The organism is Gordonia sp. SL306, assembly GCF_026625785.1.
Lineage (GTDB): Bacteria > Actinomycetota > Actinomycetes > Mycobacteriales > Mycobacteriaceae > Gordonia.
Window position 1 is genome coordinate 2,625,581 of sequence record NZ_CP113063.1, and the last position, 17,657, is coordinate 2,643,237.

Here is a 17,657-nt window from a genome sequence, read left to right on the forward strand (position 1 = left end):
TACTAGCGGGGGAGGGGCCGTTGTCGAGCTTTCTACAGTTCGGCGTTTCGGAGCATCTCGACCACCGTGGTCGACAAGGTGATCGGGTCAACCGGCAGCGTCGCGGTGGCGTCGGCCCGTGACCAGTCCGCCAGCCAGCGGTCGTCGGCCCGGCCGAGCAGCACGAGCGTCGGCGGGCACGGATCGATCTCGTCCTTCATCTGCTTCGCCAGCCCCATCCCGCCCGCGGGTGTCGCCTCGCCGTCGAGGATGACCACGTCGATCACGCCGGCATCGAGTTGCGCGAACACCATGGGGGCGGTGGCGACCTCGACGAAACTCAGCTCGGGGAGGCGGGGATCGGGACTGCGGCCGAGTGCGCGGATGACCGCCGCGCGGGTGTCCGAATGATCCGAATAGACCAACACGCGCAGCGCCGAGACGGCATCGCGGGCGGGGTCGGTCACGTCGAGCACATTACCGTCAGATCTCCGCCGACCGTGCGCAGAATCGCGCCGAGCGGGCCCACTTTCCCGCCGAGCGGGTACAGAATCTCGCCGACTGTGCCCGGTTTCCCGCCGAGCGGGTACGGAATCTCGCCGACCGTGCGCTCAGTGCTCCGTGGAGAAGCCGACCCGTCGACGATGGTTGTCGAGCGCCAAGGTGACCAGACGATCGATGAGGTCGGGGTAGCTCAGACCCGAGGCCTCCCACAGCTTGGGATACATGGATGCCGGGGTGAATCCGGGAATCGTGTTGACCTCGTTCAACAGCCAGCCGCGGCCGCCTGCCTCGTAGAAGAAGTCCACGCGGGCCATGCCTGCGCAGCGCAGCGCGGTGAACGACTTGGCCGCGAGTTCGCGGACCTCCCCGGTGACCTCCGCAGGCAGATCGGCAGGGATGACGAGGGCGGCCGCGCCGGTGACGTACTTGTCCTCGTAGTCGTAGAACTCGCTGCCGGGCAGGATCTCGCCGGGGACCGATGCCTCCGGCGCGGTGTTCCCGAGTACGGCCACCTCCACCTCGCGTGCGGTCACGCTCTCCTCGATGATCACCACGTCGTCGTAGCGCAGTGCGAGGTCGATGGACTTGTCCAGTTCGGACGCGTCGTGCGCCTTGGTGATGCCCACCGACGACCCCAGGTTGGCCGGTTTGACGAACAGCGGCAGTCCGAGCTCGTCGATCGCTCGGCCGACGATGGTGTTCGGGTCGTCGATGCCGTCGCGGAACTCGATCCACCGGCACTGCGGGATACCCGCCTGCTCGGCGACGATCTTGGCCATCGCCTTGTCCATGCACAGCGCCGACGACAGCACTCCGGCTCCCACGTACGGCACCTTGAAGAGCTCGAGCATCCCCTGGATGGTGCCGTCCTCGCCGTGCGGTCCGTGTAGGAGCGGCAGTACGACGGTGATCGTCGAGGCATCGAGGTCGCCGCGGATCGCGGCCAGCGGTTCCACCTCGGTGCCGGCGGTCTCCAGCCGATCGGGCAGTTCGCCGCCCTCGGCGAGCGTCGCGATCGCCTTGTCGTTGCGCAGCCACATCCCGTTCTTCGCGATACCGATCGGCACCAGCTCGTACTTGTCGCGATCGGCGGCTGCGAGCACATGGGCCGCGGTGACGCATGAGACGTCGTGTTCTGCGGACACGCCACCGAAGAGGACGACCAGACGCAGCAGGGGTGAAGCCATGGCTGACACGATACGGCCACCACAACCGGCTTACCGGACGTGGTGCTTGTAGCGTTGCGGTGTGCATTTCAGGGCAAGTGAGGTCGCTGCAGCCGTCGCCGGACGGCTCGTCGGCGACGACGTGCAGATCGACGGTGCAGGCATCGACTCCCGGAGCATGCGTCCCGGGCAGCTGTTCGTACCGATCGTCGCGACGCGCGACGGCCACGAGTTCGTGGCGGCCGCAGCGGACGGAGGTGCCTCGGCATATCTGACGTCCCAGGGCACCGATCCCGACATCACGCTCCCCGCGATCACCGTCACCGACACCGCCGCGGCGCTCGCCGACCTCGGCGGGGCGGCGCGCGATCGATTGCCGGAGAGAGTCGTCGGCGTGACCGGCTCGGTGGGCAAGACGTCGACGAAGGATCTGCTCGCGGGAGTTCTCACGACGACGTACCGCACCACTGCCAGCGAGAAATCGTTCAACAACGAGCTCGGGCTGCCCCTCACGCTCGCCGGCGCCCCCGACGACACCGAGGCCGTCGTGGTCGAGATGGGCGCGCGCGGCATCGGGCACATCGACCTGCTGTGCGGCATCGCCCGCCCGACCGTTGGCATCATCACGCGCGTCGAGGGTGTGCATCTGGAACTGTTCGGCGACATCGAGTCCGTCGCCCGCGCCAAGGGCGAGTTGGTGGAGGCGCTGCCGGTGGACGGTCTCGCCGTGCTGAATGCCGACGACGAGCGTGTCGCGGCGATGGCGAACCGGACCGATGCGGGTGTGCTGAGCTTCGGTCTGAGCCCGTCGTCGGACGTGTACGCATCCGACGTCACCCTCGACGATCAGTTGCGCGCCTCGTTCCGCCTGCACACCCCGTGGGGCGAGACCGACGTCCGGCTCGGTGCCCGGGGCGAACACCAGGTGCCGAACGCGCTGGCCGCGGCCGCCGCGGCCGGATGGCTGGGCGTCCCGGTCGACGAGATCCCGAACGGTCTGCTCGGGGCCGCGTTGTCGGGACTGCGGATGGAACTCGTGACCACGCCGGCAGGCGTCACCGTCCTCAACGATGCCTACAACGCCAATCCGACCTCGATGACCGCCGCCCTGCAGTCACTGGCCGCACTCGACGCCCGTCGTCGAGTCGCCGTGCTCGGCACGATGGCCGAACTCGGATCGGATTCCGCTGCCCAGCACGCTGCCATCGCCAAGCGTGCCTACGACCTCGGCATCGAGGTGATCGCCGTCGACGAGTCGCATTACGGCAATGTGGCGCGCCATGTGGCGAACGTCGACGGCGCGCTCGCCGAGCTCTCCGACCTCGCCGCGGGTGATGCGGTGCTCGTGAAGGGCAGTCGGGTCGCGGCCCTCGAACGGGTGGCCACTGCGCTGGGTGCGTGAGCGTTCCTGAAAAGTGCCCCTGAAAAGCGCCCCAGGAAAGCACCCCGGGGCGAGCCGTCATCGACCATGGGTCGTTGCCTCCCCTGAGGAGGGCGCATTTCGGGGGCGCATTTCCGTTTCAGGGAGTCGAGAAAGAGGACGCTGTCGCAGTCGAGATCAGCTTCGCTGCTGCTCGGCATTCGCGACGATGACGTCCCGGACATAGTGCGCGAGCCCCGGCGCCACATCGTCGTAATGCTTGGTGAACCGCGGATCGGCGACGTACATGTTCGCGAGATTCACGTGCATCTCGTGGCCGCAGTCATAGAACTGGTTGATGCCCGCACGATGCTCCTCGGCGAGGGCGTTGGCCTCGGGTGACCCGGGCGCCACACCGGACCGCAGTGCGTCGGCGAGTTTTGCTTCGAGGGCGTCCCCCTCGGCCTTGATCCGGCGCCAGTCATCCTTGCCGAATCGGGCGGTGCGCTTGCCGCTCTGCTCCCAGGCCTCGGAGTCACCCCAGCGTTCCTCGGCTTCGGCGGCGTAGTCGTCGCCGGGCCAGTCCTGCCCGAAGATCTCCGCCTGTTCCTCGGCGGTGAGCTGGATTCCGTTGTCCTTCGCGTCCATCATGTCCTCCACAGCTGCGACCATCCGGTGCAAGCGATTGATCCGGTCGATCAGCCGATCGTGCTGATCACGCAGCTGAGCCGAAGCGTCCACCAACGGATCGTCTAGCAGGGTCGCTATCTGCTCCAGCGAAAAGCCCAGTTCACGGTAGGTCAGGACCCGATGCAGCCGCTCGATGTCGGCGTCGTCGTACACGCGGTAGCCGACGGACGTCCGGTCCGACGGCACCACCAGACCGATCTGGTCGTAATGGTGCAGCGTGCGGACACTGACGCCGGTGAGACGTGCTACCGCGCCGACCGTCCGAGAGGGTTCTGACTCACTCACACCGGACACTGTCGGGCCTCACGTCACGTCAGGGTCAAGTCCGCTACGGCGCGAGCCCGAACTCCTGGTCACCCTTGCTGCACGAGGCCAGGATCCCCGCGGTCTCCGACGGCCCGCATTGCCAGCCGGACACCCGCTGCGGCTGCCCGGTCGCGATCTTCGGGCTGTATTGCGTGGCGACCTGCTGCGCGGTGTCGCAGGAGAGGTCGCCCTGCAGGATCAGGATCCGCAGCGAGCCGTCGGGCCCCTTGGTGGTGCCACATTGGGTGTGGCCGGCGTGGTCGTCGGCGACAGACGTGGTCGGCGAGACCGGCTTCGGTCCGCCCACCACGGATGCGTTCGGGTTCTCCGAGATGGTGGCCGCCGAGGTCTCCGACGACGACGTGGCCTCCTGCTCGCCACCACATGCGGCGAGCACGACACCGGCGAATCCGGCCAGGACAGCGAGTGAGATGCGATGCAGGCTGCTCGACATGTGATCACCGTACCGGGTTCCGGTGGCGCCCCGAATGCCTGCTGGGTTTGGGTTACACCCGCCCACCTGCAAGGATGCATCGGGTGAGTTCCAGCGACACAGCTCTTCCCCCCGACCATTCCTTCACCGTCGGCACGTCGCTGCCCGGCACGATGGGCCGCACCGGTGTCATCGACACCCCGCACGGCCGCATCCACACACCAGCGTTCGTGCCGGTCGGGACCAAGGCCACGGTCAAGACGGTGCTGCCCGAGTCCGTCGAGGCGCTCGGCGCGCAGGCCGTGCTCGCCAACGCCTATCACCTCTATCTGCAGCCGGGGCCCGACATCCTCGACGAGGCCGGCGGGCTCGGCGCCTTCATGAACTGGCGGGGTCCCACCTACACCGACAGTGGCGGATTCCAGGTCATGTCGCTCGGCGTCGGGTTCAAGAAGGTCATCTCGATGGATGCCGCGGGCGAGCAGAACGACGATGCCGTCGCACCCGGCAAGGAACGACTGTCCGCCGTCGACGACGACGGGGTCACCTTCAAATCGCACCTCGACGGCTCGGCGCACCGCTTCACCCCCGAGGTGTCGATGCAGATCCAGCATCAGCTCGGCGCCGACATCATCTTCGCCTTCGACGAGCTGACCACGTTGATGAACACCCGTGCATACCAAGAGAATTCGCTGGAGCGAACCCGGCTGTGGGCGATCCGCTGCCTTGCCGAACACAACCGGCTGTCGCGAGAGCGTGTGCACCGGCCGCAGCAGTCGCTCTGGGGGGTCATCCAGGGCGCCCAGTACGAGGACCTGCGCCGCAAGGCTGCTCGGGATCTCGTGACGATGAGCAAGATGGACCAGGCCGATGGCGGACGGGGCTTCGGCGGGTACGGGATCGGCGGTGCGTTGACGAAAGACGACCTCGGCACCATCGTCGGCTGGGTCAACGAGGAGCTGCCCGAGGACTCGGCAAAGCACCTGCTGGGCATCAGCGAGCCCGACGACATCTTCACCGCCATCGAGAACGGCGCCGACACCTTCGACTGCGTCTCGCCGACCCGGGTCGCCCGCAACGGCGCGATCTACTCGCTCGACGGCCGCTACAACATCACCAATGCGCGGTATCGCAGGGACTTTCGACCGCTCGATCCCGAAGTCGAGAACTACACATCGCAATACAGTCGTGCCTACCTGCACCATCTGTTCAAGGCCAAGGAAGGGCTCGCCGCGACACTCGCGACGCTGCACAACGTGTCGTTCATCGTGACGATGGTCGACCGGGCACGCCAGGCCATCGAGGACGGCAATTACACCGAGTATCGCGACGAGTTCCTGGGGCGGTACTACGCGGGTTCGCGGTAGTCGCGGGACCTGACGATCAGCGGAACCACTTGTCGGCGAGTCCGTCCACCCAGGCGGGCGCGTCACTCGCGTCCTCGGGTGGCGAGGCGACCACGACGAGCTCGTTCACGCCGAGCGCCTCGACCGCCACGAGGTCGTCGACCGAGGGATCACGCAGCGCGACGGCCAGATAGAGCTCATCTCGCGGGCGACCGGATGAGGAGCACAGCTCGGTGACCCGTGCCACGCGCTCGGCAACGGCTTCGACACCGTCGAGATTGAAGCCGTACCACCCGTCGCCCCAGCCGACGACGCGCTCGAGGGCGGTGTCGCTGTTCCCGCCGACGATGATCGGGATGCTCTCCTGCGCGGGAGCGGGTTTGACCCGGATGTCGGTGAACGCGACGAACTCGGAAGTGTACGAGGCGGGTTCATCACGCCAGATGGTGCGCATGGCGTCGACGTAGCTCGCGGTGCGTGCCGCTCGGCGTTCGAAGGGCACACCCAACGCGTCGAACTCCTCGCGCGACCACCCGATGCCGATGCCTGCGGTCAACCGTCCCCCACTGAGGCGGTCCAGCGATGCGAGCTGCTTGGCCATGATCACCGGATTGTGTTCGGGCAGAAGGGCCACGCCGGTCGCCAGCCGGATGGTCGTGGTGGCTGCCGCCGCGAACGACAACGTGATCGTCGGGTCGAGCCAGTCGGCCGCGGCCGGCACGGCGATCTTCCCGTCGGACGTGTAGGGATAGCGGGAGGCCTGATCGTCGACCATCACGACGTGTTCGCCGGACCACAGCGTCGCGAATCCCCGACGTTCGGCCTGTCGCGCGACGGTGTCGATGACCTCGCGGCGAGCGCCTGTTCCGATCCCCAGCGCGTGCAGACCGATGTCCATGGTCTACCCCGCAGTCACCGCGACCAGTGCCGCGCGGGTAGCACGGCCGAAAGCGGATGGGAGCACATCGGAATGATATTTCACGGGAACAGATCTCCCACCCCGATCGTTCGGTTTGCGTAGACCCATCCGACTCGGCACCCTGGGAAGGGTCCAGCCGAGCCCGAACCGAGAGAGACAATGCGACGCGCAAAGCGCCGAAAACGCCGACGACGATCCGGCCACCCCTGCTCGACCCTGCCTGACGACCACCCGGTCGGGGCTGCCCGGAGGTCGTCGTGCTGACCCTTCTCGGCATCGCCGCCGGCATTCTCGTCGTCATCCTCATCACTGCCCTGACCGGCTATTTCGTCGCTCAGGAGTTCGCCTACATGGCGGTCGACCGCTCCCGGCTGAAGGCGCGTGCAGAAGCCGGTGACCCCGCCGCCGCCCGTGCTCTCACGGTCACTCGCCGCACCTCGTTCATGTTGTCCGGCGCCCAGCTCGGCATCACCGTCACCGGCCTGCTGGTCGGCTACGTCGCCGAACCGCTCATCGGCAGTGGGGTCGGCGACCTGCTCGACGACGTCGGCATCCCGGTCGCCGTCGGTGTCGCGATAGGCACCGTGTTCGCCATCCTGTTCTCCACCGTGGTCCAGATGGTGCTCGGCGAACTGTTCCCGAAGAACCTGGCCATCGCACGGCCGGAGCCGGTCGCGCGTCGGCTCGCCGCGTCCACCACCGCCTATCTTGCGGTATTCGGCTGGTTGATTGCGCTGTTCGACAAGTCGTCGAACCTCCTGCTGAAGTTGCTGCGCATCGAGCCGGTCCATGACGTCGAGCATTCGGCCACGCCGCGCGATCTCGAGCACATCGTCGCCGAATCGCGCGACGCCGGGGAACTCCCCGCCGATTTGTCCACCCTGCTCGACCGCGTTCTCGACTTCCCCACGCGCACAGCCGGGCACGCGATGATCCCACGCACCCGAGTGGACAGCATCCGAGCCGACGAGACGGCGTCGACGGTGCTGACCAGGATGAGCTCGGGGCACACCCGGTACCCGGTCGTCGACGACGACGCCGAGGTCATCGGCGTGATCAGGCTGCACGATCTGCTCGACTGGCAGGCCTCCTCGGACGCGGATTCCGCCGCCACCGCGGCGACGCTGTGCCGTCTGGCGGTGATCGTTCCCACGTCCCTGCCGCTGACGGAGGTGCTGACCCGCATTCACGACGCGTCCGACGAGATGGCCGTGGTGATCGACGAGTACGGCGGCTTCGACGGCGTGGTGACGGTCGAGGACATCGCCGAGGAGCTCGTCGGCGAGATCGACGACGAGCACGATCCCGACCTGCCCGACGCTATCGAGCGCACCGACGACGGGTGGCGCATCCGCGGAGACGCACACCTCGACGAGGTGTCGCGAGAGATCGGGCACGAGTTGCCCGACGGCGATCACGAGACGGTCGCGGGCCTGGTCATCAGCGAATTCGGTGACCTGCCCGACGTCGGCGACACGGTGTCGCTGGAGCTGGCGCCCGAGCCCGGGCTGCCGGCCGACGAGGAATCGAGTCCGCGCACGATGACCATCCACGTCCTCGAGGTGGAGCGGCATGTGCCGTCGTCGGTGCTGGTCACCGTCGCGCACTTGCAGGTCGCCGGTAATGGAGGCACCCGATGAGCAACCCGTGGATCGTGGCCGTAGCGACGTTCGCGCTGATCGCGGCGAGTGCCTTCTTCGTCGCCGTCGAGTTCGCGTTGATCGCCGCCCGCCGGCACCGCCTCGAGGATGCGGCCCCGAACAGTCGTTCGGCGCGTGCAGCCCTGCGCAGTGCGTCGGAACTGTCGGTGCTGCTCGCGGGTTCGCAGCTCGGCATCACAGTCTGCACCCTGGCGCTCGGCGCCATCACCAAGCCTGCGGTGCACCACTGGCTGACCCCGGCCTTCGAGACTTGGGGATTGCCGACGTGGTCGGCCGACGTCGCCGGTTTCGTCCTCGCGTTGGTGATCGTGACGTTCCTGCATCTCGTCGTCGGCGAGATGGCCCCGAAGTCGTGGGCCATCGCGCATCCGGAACGTTCGGCCACGCTGTTGGCGATCCCGATGCGGGCGTTCATGTGGCTGACCCGTCCGATCATCGTTCGCCTCAACCGGCTCGCCAACTGGTGTCTGCTCCGGGTCGGTGTCGAGCCGGTGGACCAGCTCGGCGCTGGTCAGGATTCGGAGGCGTTGCGGCATCTCGTCGAGCACTCGGCGACTGTCGGAACGCTGGACGAGCGCTATCACGCGCATCTGACCAGTGCACTCGAACTCGAATCGCTGACCGTCGCCGACGTGACCGGCCACGGCGAGGTCACCGGGGTGCCGCGGGACGCGTCGGCCGAGCAGATCCGTGACGCCTCCCGCCACAGCGGGCGCCGACGACTCCTGGTGCGCGGCAACGGCTCCGCCGACTCGATGATCGATGGTGTCGTGCACGTCCGAGACAGCCTGGCGGCGCCACCCGACGCCATCGCGGCTGATCTCATGCGGCCGGTGCTCTCGCTGGCGTCGACCGTGCCCGTATACGAGGCACTGGCCACGATGCGCGAGACCCGGCAGCACATCGCGACGGTCGTCGACGATGACCGCGTGATCGGCCTGCTCACCCTCGACGACGTACTCGAGCGGCTGCTGGCCACCACGGGTGGATCGGAGCGTGTCCCAGATGACACCTGAGCGAGCAGCGACGTCTCCCGAGGCCGTGACCTCCCGCTGAGGTGTCGTCTGGGACACGCTCCGGCCTTCCTGCTTGTCGAAATCACTCCCACTCGTCAGCCGTCAGAATCCACGGGTCGTGGGGTAGTGCATCGGGGCGGAATCGCTCGACGAGCGTCGCGAGGTCGACCACCTCGCCAGGATCGGCAAGCCACAGCGACTGTGCGATGTGCGAGAGCACCTGTGCCACGGTCACTCCGCGTGCGGCGAGGTCGGTGAGGGTCACCGCGCCGTCGCGTTTGCTCAAGCGAATCCGCTTGGCGTTCAGCACCATCGGCACGTGCGCGTACACCGGGGGGAGATGTCCGAGCAGTGTCGCGAGGTATGCCTGCCGCGGTGCCGACGACAACAGGTCGGCGCCGCGCACCACCTGATCGATCCCCTGAGCAGCGTCATCGACGACGACGGCGAGGTTGTAGGCGGGTGTGCCGTCGTTGCGCTGGACGACGAAGTCGTCGACCATGCCGGTGTAGCGACCGTGCAGGAGGTCGGAGACGGTGAATTCGGGAGTGTCACTGCGAAGTCGGATCGCCGGCGGTCGACCGGCGGCTCGGCGGTCGGCTCGCTCGGCATCGGTGAGCTCGCGACACGTACCCGGGTACGCGCCCTCCGGAGCGTGCGGGGCCGACGGCGCCTCCTGGATCTCCCGCCTCGTGCAGAAGCACTCGAAGGTGCGTCCTGCGTCTCGTAGGCCATCGATCGCGGACTGATACGCGGCCAGGCGCGTCGACTGGTAGACCACCGGTGGGACCCAGTCCATCCCCAGCGCCGTGAGATCCCCGAGTTGCCGACGATCCGCGCCGACGGCGGTCCGGTCCAGATCCTCCATCCGGATGACGAACGAGCGGTCGGTGGTGCGGGCGAACAACCAGGCCAGCACGGCGGTTCGGAGATTGCCGACGTGCAGTTCACCGGACGGCGACGGCGCGTACCGTCCCGCCGGCGGCAAGGTTTCTCCCAGGACCATTGCGCATGACACTAGCGGCCCGCTGGTCGAGCGGTTTGGCGAGCGTAGCGAGTCAGGCGTGTCGAGACTGCTCCGCACGTACCATGAGACGCGTGGACCTCCCGGTAATGCCACCGATCGCGCCGATGCTCGCCAAAGCCGTGACGACGGTTCCCGACCAGCCAGACGGCGATCCGGCGTGGTCGTACGAGCCCAAGTGGGATGGCTTTCGTGCGTTGATCTTTCGTGACGGCGAAGAGGTGGCCATCGGATCGCGCGGCGGCAAGGATCTGGCCCGCTACTTCCCGGAACTCGTCGCCGCGGCCAAGGCGGAGCTACCGGAGAAGGCCGTGGTCGACGGGGAGATCGGGGTACCCGCTCTGATCGGCGAGACCCACCGTCTGGACTGGGACTCGCTCGCCCAACGCATCCACCCAGCCGAATCACGGGTCACCATGCTCGCGGAGAAGACGCCGGCGATCTTCATCGGCTTCGATGCGCTCGCGCTGGGTAGGGCGAGCGTCCTCGATGAGCCGTTTCCGGTCCGTCGCGAGGCGTTGTTGCAGGCAATCGCGCCGGGAGCCGGTGGAGATCGGCGATTGCACGTCAGCCGCGTGACCGCTGATCCGGCGTTGGCGACCGACTGGTTCACCGCCTTCGAGGGCGCAGGCCTCGACGGCGTGGTGGGCAAGAAACTCGACGGCCGATATGTCGAAGGCAAGCGCGAGATGGTCAAGATCAAGCACAAGCGCACTGCCGACTGCGTCGTCTTCGGCTATCGCGTACACAAGAGCGGCACCGGGCTCGGTTCCATGCTTCTCGGTCTCTACGCCGATGGCGAGCTGCGGATGGTCGGCGGCGCCGGGGCGTTCTCCGACGTGAAGCGGATCGAACTGCAGGAGATGTTCGAGCCGATGCGGACCGACCCGGACAAACCGAGCCCGGGCGAACCGACGCGGTGGCGATCGGAGAAGTCGGGCGAGTGGATTCCGATCCGGCCCGAGCTCGTCGTCGAGGTCGCCTACGACCAGATGGAGAACCACCGCTTCCGGCACACCGTGAAGTTCGTGCGGTGGCGCCCCGACCGTGAGCCGGAGAGCTGCACCTACGACCAGCTCGAGGTCCCGCTCACCTATGACCTGCACGATGTGCTGGAAGGAGCTTCCTGACATGCCATCTCGTTCTCCCGCAGAGGAACTCGACGTCGACGGCGTCGCTGTCCGGATGAGCAATCCGGACAAGATCTACTTCCCGGAACTCGGCGAGAACGGTGGTCGCAAACGGGATCTCGTCGCCTACTACCGGGAGATCGCCCTGCAGGGTGCCATCATGACCGCTGTGCGCGACCGTCCGACCTTCCTCCAGCGTTTCCCCGACGGCGTCGAGGGGGAGGAGATCTACCAGAAGCACATCGCGAAGAAGCGGCCCGACCACGTCGAGTCCACACGCATCGTGTTCCCTTCGGGCAGAACAGGTGACGCGATCAAGCCGACCATTCCCGCCGACATCGTGTGGTGCGCCAACCTGGGCACGTTCACCTTCCACAGCTGGCCGACCATCGACCCGGACAACGATCACCCCGACCAGTTGCGCATCGACCTCGATCCGCAACCCGGCACCGACTTCGACGATGTCCGCCGGGTCGCGACCGATGTCCTGGCGCCGCTATTGAATGAGTTGGGCTACACCGGCTTCCCGAAGACATCGGGCGGTCGAGGCATCCACGTGTACGTACCCATCGAGCCGAAATGGGACTTCATCGCCGGTCGCCGAGCGGTGATCGCCCTCGCCCGCGAGATGGAACGTCGCGATCCCGACGGGGTCACCCCGTCATGGTGGAAGGAAGAGCGCGGTGAGCGGATCTTCATCGACTACAACCAGAACGCCCGCGACCGCACCATGGCATCGCCGTACTCGGCCCGCCGCAGTCCCAACGCACGCGTGTCCACGCCGGTCACGTGGGATGAGCTCGCCGACGTGAATCCCGACGACTGCACCATCGCGACGGTTCCGGATCTCGTTGCCCGACGCGGAGATCCGATGGCCGACATCGCCGACCACCGCCGCGGGCTGGAGCCGCTCCTGGAGATGGTGCAGCGCGACGACGGCAACGGACTCGGCGACATGCCCTACCCGCCGAGCTACCCGAAGATGCCCGGCGAGCCACCCCGTGTGCAACCGAGCAAGAAGGTTGCGGCCCACTGGGACGACAAGGGCAACCGCGTCGAGGACTGACTGTCTGATCCCTGAGGAGCGAGCGTGCGAGCGTCTCCTGTTCCCTGAGGAGCGAGCGTCTCGAAGGGTCCGCCCCACACCTGCCCGTTCTCAGGTCCGCAACACCACCACCAACACCAGATACACCACATAGCCCGCCACGAACGCGATCCCTTCGACCCGTGTGATCCGTCGCCCGGTGATGAACACCGGCACACAGATCAGCGCGACGGCCACCATCAGCGGCAGCTCGATACGGATCAGTTCGTCGGTGACGTCGAGCGGCCGGAACAGCGACGTCGCGCCGAGGATGAAGGTCAGGTTGTAGATGCTCGACCCGATGAGATTGCCGATGGCAAGGTCACGTTCGCCGCGGATGGTCGACATCACGGTGGTGACCAGTTCGGGTGCCGACGTCCCGATCGCCACCACCGACGGTGATCGTGTACGCGATGGCGAGTAGGAGCAACACGGCACCATCGAGTCGCGACAGCACGCCGTTTGCTGCCAGCCCCCACAGGAGCAGCGCACTGGCGACCATGACCGGCAGATCGAGCCGGATGGTCTGCGGGCGCAACGCCAACGGCACCATGGCCGCCGAAAGGCCGAGGATCAGAAGGAGGTTGACGATGTTGGTGCCTGCGATGTTGCCGACGGCCAGCGGACCGGCGCCATGTACCGCGGCGTCCATCCCGACGGCGAGTTGGGCAGGCTGGTGCCGATCGACACCACCGTGACGCCCACCAGCATCGGCGAGATGCCGAGACGGGAAGCGATCGCGGACCCGCCCCGGACGAGTCCTTCCGCGCCGGCGACGAGCGCGGCGAGTCCCACGATGACCAGCACGTAGGAGTTCATGCGCTGATTATGCTGCCCGCCGGGCCGTTCAGGTGGTGGCCGTGGCCTCTTGTGTCAGTGTCTCGGCGCGCTCCTTGATGCCGTACAGCATCTTGCGTTCCATGATCAGCGAGCCCGGTTCCATCGGCAGCATGCCGATCCGATCCGTCAGGCGAGGCAGCCGGAATCGGTTACGGCTGATCAGGCGCGTGGTGCTGTCGCCGCACTCGACGAGCGTGAACGCCCACACCCAGTTGCCGTCTTCGGAGCGCGTGGCGAACGCGCGCCCCGGTTCGACGAGCGCCACCCGCATGCGATTGGGGCCGAGTGCGATCACCTCGCCGAGCATCGGATGCTGGAACTCCTCGAGTACGTGATCGGTGCTGTGCATGTGCAGACCGAGGAGGTTCTCGATCCAGTCGTAGGTGTAGGCGCCGCCCCGCGGGTCGGGGCCCATCTGGGCGAGCCACGGGTAGACGTGCTCCGGCCGGGCGGAGATCGTGATCGCTCTCGTCGAGACGCCGTCGGCCTCGGGCAGAAGGTCGTCGCCGGGCAACGTCGCCGCGACCTCGTCATCGGTGGCGCCCCAGGTCAGGATCGGCTGCCGAAGAAGCCGTCCGTAGCCGACCGCTGTAGCACCCACTGCCAATGTCGCGGCCAGGAGGACCCGTGCGGTGTTCATGACCTCAGCATGCGCCGATCGACGTCCGATGTCCTGGGTCCAAGGGCCCTGAAACCTCAGGCTTCACGGCGTGACGATCGGGAACGACGGGTCGAACTCGTCGAGTACTCCGCCGAAGGCGGTCAATATCGAGGAGTCCCCCGACACGTCGATCGTTCCCTCGGCGAGCGCATCGGCCGAGGCAGGCTGCAACAGCACGGAGACGAGCGCGGCCTTGGGGCCACTGATCGTCAGCTGTGTGTCGGCGCTCGTGCCCCGGATCCCAGTGTCGACCGACGAGATTGTCGGGCCGAGTCATTGGCACCGTGCAGAACTCACCGGCGCGCGGTTTTCACTTTTTCGTCGGCATTCATTGATTCGTCTCTGCTGCCGCCGATCGAGGCGCCCCGGCACCGTGGTGGCGCGAACGCCGCCCGGCTGCAACCATGGATGGCAGTCCGAGCGCAACGTCAGATCGCGTCGCAGTGGCCGGGCCCGAGGCGGGCCCCACCGACGGTTCGACGACAGCCCATCTGCTCGGACCCGAGCTGTCGGTAGACGTCGCTGCTGTGCACGACCTGCGGCGAGGAGTGCCTGATGCCCGACAACGTCGCCCGCAAACTCATCGGATCGCATCTCGAGCGTGGCGAGATGACGGCCGGTGAGGAGATCGCGATCCGGATCGATCAGACCCTCACCCAGGACGCCACCGGCACGCTAGTCATGCAGGAACTCGAGGCACTAGGTCTCGACCGGGCCCAGACCGAGGTCAGCGTGCAGTACGTGGATCACAACCTGCTGCAGACCGACGAGAAGAACGCCGAAGATCACGAGTATCTCCGCACGGCCTGCCAACGATTCGGGCTCTGGTTCTCCAAACCCGGAAACGGGGTCTCGCACCCGACCCACATGCAACGGTTCGGTGCGCCGGGCAAGACGATGGTCGGATCCGACTCGCACACCCCGGCGGCCGGGTCGCTCGGGATGCTGGCGATCGGCGTGGGCGGACTCGAGGTCGCGCTGGCGATCGCGGGACACCCGCTCAACATCCGGATGCCGGAGATCTGGGGTGTCCGGCTGGAAGGCGAGTTGCCGCAGTGGTGTTCGGCCAAGGACGTGATCCTCGAGATGCTGCGTCGCCACGACGTGAAGGGCGGCGTCAATCGGATCATCGAGTACCACGGACCGGGTCTGGCGTCGTTGACCGCGATGGACCGCCACGTCATCGCCAACATGGGCGCCGAACTCGGCGCCACCACGACGGTCTTCCCGAGCGACGACGAGGTGCGCGACTTCCTGCGTGCCGAGGGCCGCGAGGACGACTGGACCGAACTGACGGCCGACGACGACGCCGAGTACGACATCTCCGACACCATCGACCTGTCCGGGATCGAACCGCTGATCGCGAAACCGTCGTCACCCGGCAACGTCGTGCCGGTGCGGGAGGTCGCGGGGGAGGAGGTCTCCCAGGTGGTCATCGGTTCGAGCGCGAACCCGGGGCTGCGGGACTTCGCCATCGCCGCAGCCATGATCGATGGCCGACAGACGTCGCCGGAGGTGAGCTTCGACGTGAATCCGACCTCGCGCGAGATCCTCACCGATCTCACCAAGATGGGTTCGACCACACAGCTCGTGATCGGTGGTGCACGCATCCACCAGGCCGGTTGTATGGGATGTATCGGGATGGGGCAGGCGCCGGCGACCGGCCGGAACTCGTTGCGCACCATGCCGCGCAACTTTCCCGGGCGCTCGGGCACCCGGGAGGACTCGGTGTGGCTGTGTTCGCCCGAGACCGCGGCGGCATCGGCGCTCACCGGTCGGATCACCGATCCCCGGGACTGGGCAGCCGACGTCGGCATGACGTACCCGCAGCTCGACTTCCCACGCGAACACTCGATCAACACCGCCATGCTGGTGTCGCCGATCGACGCCGAGGCCGCCGCGAAGGTCGAACCGATCAAGGGCCCGAACATCTCCAGCCTGCCCGAACTCGACGCGCTGCCCGATGTCATCGAGGCGCCCGTCCTGCTGACCGTCGGCGACAACATCTCCACCGACGAGATCTCGCCTGCCGGTGCCCGGGCGCTGCCGTTCCGGTCGAACATCCCGAAGCTGGCCCAGTTCAGCTTCACTCAGGTCGACGAGACCTACCCGAAGCGCGCGGAAGCGGCCGAGAACGGACACATCATCGTCGGCGGCGAGAACTACGGTCAGGGTTCGTCGCGCGAGCACGCGGCCATCGCCCCGCGACATCTCGGCCTGCGGATGGTGATCGCGAAATCCTTTGCGCGCATCCATTGGCAGAACCTGGCGAACTTCGGTGTGCTGGCGGTCGAGTTCGGCGATCCCGCCGACCACGATGCGATCGATCAGGACGACGTCCTGAAGGTGACCGGCCTTCGGGACAGTCTGGGGTCGACGGACGAGCTGACGATCGAGAACGTCACGAAGGGAACGACATTCCCGGTTCGGCACCGCTTGTCGCCTCGGCAGGTCGCCGACGTCCTCGCGGGCGGACTCATCCCGCGGCTGGCCGCCGAGGGGGAGTCCGATGTGCAGGAGGCGAAGGAGACCGTCCTGCAGCACAGTGGCGAGATCAGCTGACGGAGTCGATCAGGGGATCAGCGCGACCTTTCCGCCCGGATGGCCATCACTGACGAACTCGAGCGCAGCACGCGCGTCCGCGAGTGGGAAGGTGCGCGCCACGGGTACGACGAGATCGCCCGCGGCGGCGAGACGTATGAGGCTCGAGCGCACCGCGTCGCGGAACTCGAGGCTCTCCGGCTGCCCTCCGCCCAGCGCGATGAAACCTTCGGCGGAGGCGCGCTGCGCAGACACGACCGTGACGATCCGGGAGCGATCGGCCACCAGCTCGAGCGAGGTGTCGACGGCTTCATCGGTGCCTGCGGCGTGGCGTGGCGGCGCGCACCCGATCGGCCAGTCCGGGGCCGTATTGGACGGGGACACCGCCGAATTCGCGGATCCTTTCGAAGTTCTCCGGCCGCGCGGTGCCGATCACCGTGATTCCGCGCAGTCTGGCGAGCTGTAGAACCGCGACTCCGACCGCGCCGGACGCGGCGTGCAGGAGGACTGTCTCGTCGCGCTCCACGCGCGCCGCGCGGAGCATGTCGGCGGCGGTGCAGCCGGCGAGTAGCAGATTGGCGGCAGACGGTTCATCGAGCGATGCCGGTTTGGCGAACACTTTTTCCGCAGGCACGGTGAGAGCGGTGGCGTAGCCACCCTGGACTCGGAAGGCCAAGACCGCATCGCCGACGGCGCCGCCACCCGAGGCAATCTCGGTGTCGGGGCCGATCTCGAGGATCTGACCGGACACCTCGTAGCCGATGGGGAGCGGGAGCTGTGACGGGTCGGTGCCGCGCTGTGCGTGTTTGAGATCGGCGGGGTTGACGCCTGCCGCCCGCACGCCGATGGTCACCTCACCAGGCCCCGGCGGACCGAGATCGTCGTCGATGAACGCGAAATCGTCGAGACCGCCGAACCCGGTCGCCACCCAGCGTTGAACGCGCATGCTCCCAGGCTAGCGCCGGCCGACCTGGGGCACCGACGAAAATCGTCCCCG

At 67.3% G+C, this 17,657-nt stretch carries 15 protein-coding genes and 2 pseudogenes; 7 read left to right on the forward strand and 10 right to left on the reverse strand.

The genetic code is table 11. The annotated features are described in order from the left end of the window. Window positions 1-32 precede the first annotated feature (32 nt). Together OVA31_RS11980 and OVA31_RS11985 are read right to left on the reverse strand one after the other, a co-directional pair. A complete protein-coding gene (locus OVA31_RS11980; protein ID WP_267631291.1) occupies window positions 33-446 on the reverse strand; it encodes a hypothetical protein in 414 nt (137 codons plus the stop codon). Window positions 447-590: 144 nt separating this feature from the next. Next, window positions 591-1,670, reverse strand: coding sequence for a D-alanine--D-alanine ligase family protein (locus tag OVA31_RS11985; protein WP_267631292.1), 1,080 nt, complete (start codon window positions 1,668-1,670; stop codon window positions 591-593). A gap of 61 nt (window positions 1,671-1,731) precedes the next feature. On the opposite strand from OVA31_RS11985, the gene OVA31_RS11990 reads away from it, so the two are divergent. After that, complete coding sequence (locus OVA31_RS11990) at window positions 1,732-3,051, forward strand: UDP-N-acetylmuramoyl-tripeptide--D-alanyl-D-alanine ligase (protein ID WP_267631293.1); 1,320 nt, start codon at window positions 1,732-1,734, stop codon at window positions 3,049-3,051. Window positions 3,052-3,207: 156 nt separating this feature from the next. Here the strand turns inward: OVA31_RS11990 and OVA31_RS11995 are convergent, their stop codons facing one another. Continuing rightward, the gene (locus OVA31_RS11995; RefSeq protein WP_267631294.1) at window positions 3,208-3,984 is read right to left on the reverse strand and encodes a MerR family transcriptional regulator; all 777 of its coding nucleotides are present in this window, start codon (window positions 3,982-3,984) and stop codon (window positions 3,208-3,210) included. 43 nt (window positions 3,985-4,027) lie between these two features. After that, window positions 4,028-4,459, reverse strand: a complete 432-nt coding sequence (locus tag OVA31_RS12000; protein ID WP_267631295.1) for a hypothetical protein — start codon at window positions 4,457-4,459, stop codon at window positions 4,028-4,030. A gap of 74 nt (window positions 4,460-4,533) precedes the next feature. Here OVA31_RS12000 and tgt point away from each other — a divergent pair, with 74 nt between their 5' ends. Next, window positions 4,534-5,805: a tRNA guanosine(34) transglycosylase Tgt gene (gene tgt / locus OVA31_RS12005; RefSeq protein ID WP_267631296.1), complete on the forward strand. Its 1,272-nt coding sequence runs from the start codon at window positions 4,534-4,536 to the stop codon at window positions 5,803-5,805. A gap of 16 nt (window positions 5,806-5,821) precedes the next feature. Here tgt and OVA31_RS12010 read toward each other — a convergent pair whose 3' ends face one another. Further along, window positions 5,822-6,682, reverse strand: coding sequence for an LLM class F420-dependent oxidoreductase (locus OVA31_RS12010; RefSeq protein ID WP_267631297.1), 861 nt, complete (start codon window positions 6,680-6,682; stop codon window positions 5,822-5,824). Between the two features lie 278 nt (window positions 6,683-6,960). Here OVA31_RS12010 and OVA31_RS12015 point away from each other — a divergent pair, with 278 nt between their 5' ends. After that, window positions 6,961-8,343 carry a hemolysin family protein gene (locus OVA31_RS12015; protein ID WP_267631298.1) on the forward strand — a complete coding sequence of 461 codons (1,383 nt, stop codon included), beginning with the start codon at window positions 6,961-6,963 and terminating at the stop codon, window positions 8,341-8,343. After that, window positions 8,340-9,380: a hemolysin family protein gene (locus OVA31_RS12020; protein ID WP_267631299.1), complete on the forward strand. Its 1,041-nt coding sequence runs from the start codon at window positions 8,340-8,342 to the stop codon at window positions 9,378-9,380. Before OVA31_RS12015 ends, OVA31_RS12020 begins: the two co-directional genes overlap by 4 nt. Before the next feature lie 82 nt (window positions 9,381-9,462). Here the strand turns inward: OVA31_RS12020 and gluQRS are convergent, their stop codons facing one another. After that, window positions 9,463-10,386, reverse strand: coding sequence for a tRNA glutamyl-Q(34) synthetase GluQRS (gene gluQRS / locus OVA31_RS12025; protein ID WP_267631300.1), 924 nt, complete (start codon window positions 10,384-10,386; stop codon window positions 9,463-9,465). A gap of 92 nt (window positions 10,387-10,478) precedes the next feature. Between gluQRS and OVA31_RS12030 the strand changes: the two genes are divergently transcribed. Further along, window positions 10,479-11,534, forward strand: coding sequence for an ATP-dependent DNA ligase (locus tag OVA31_RS12030; protein ID WP_267631301.1), 1,056 nt, complete (start codon window positions 10,479-10,481; stop codon window positions 11,532-11,534). A gap of 1 nt (window position 11,535) precedes the next feature. After that, on the forward strand, window positions 11,536-12,600 hold the full coding sequence (locus tag OVA31_RS12035; protein WP_267631302.1) for a DNA polymerase domain-containing protein: 1,065 nt from the start codon (window positions 11,536-11,538) through the stop codon (window positions 12,598-12,600). A 90-nt stretch (window positions 12,601-12,690) separates the two neighbouring features. On the opposite strand, the pseudogene OVA31_RS12040 reads toward OVA31_RS12035, so the two are convergent. The 3 genes and pseudogenes from OVA31_RS12040 to OVA31_RS12050 form a co-directional block, all read right to left on the reverse strand. Then, window positions 12,691-13,437: pseudogene (locus OVA31_RS12040) on the reverse strand (sodium:calcium antiporter). Between the two features lie 28 nt (window positions 13,438-13,465). After that, window positions 13,466-14,098 (reverse strand): SRPBCC family protein, encoded by a 633-nt coding sequence (locus tag OVA31_RS12045; protein ID WP_267631303.1) that lies wholly within the window; start codon window positions 14,096-14,098, stop codon window positions 13,466-13,468. A gap of 63 nt (window positions 14,099-14,161) precedes the next feature. Then, entirely contained in the window at window positions 14,162-14,380 is a 219-nt protein-coding gene (locus tag OVA31_RS12050; protein WP_324290234.1) for an alkyl sulfatase C-terminal domain-containing protein, read from the reverse strand. Window positions 14,381-14,674: 294 nt separating this feature from the next. Here OVA31_RS12050 and OVA31_RS12055 point away from each other — a divergent pair, with 294 nt between their 5' ends. Continuing rightward, window positions 14,675-16,681 carry an aconitate hydratase gene (locus tag OVA31_RS12055; RefSeq protein ID WP_267631304.1) on the forward strand — a complete coding sequence of 669 codons (2,007 nt, stop codon included), beginning with the start codon at window positions 14,675-14,677 and terminating at the stop codon, window positions 16,679-16,681. Window positions 16,682-16,690: 9 nt separating this feature from the next. Here the strand turns inward: OVA31_RS12055 and OVA31_RS12060 are convergent. Beyond that, window positions 16,691-17,606, reverse strand: a pseudogene (locus OVA31_RS12060) (NADP-dependent oxidoreductase). Window positions 17,607-17,657 lie beyond the last annotated feature (51 nt).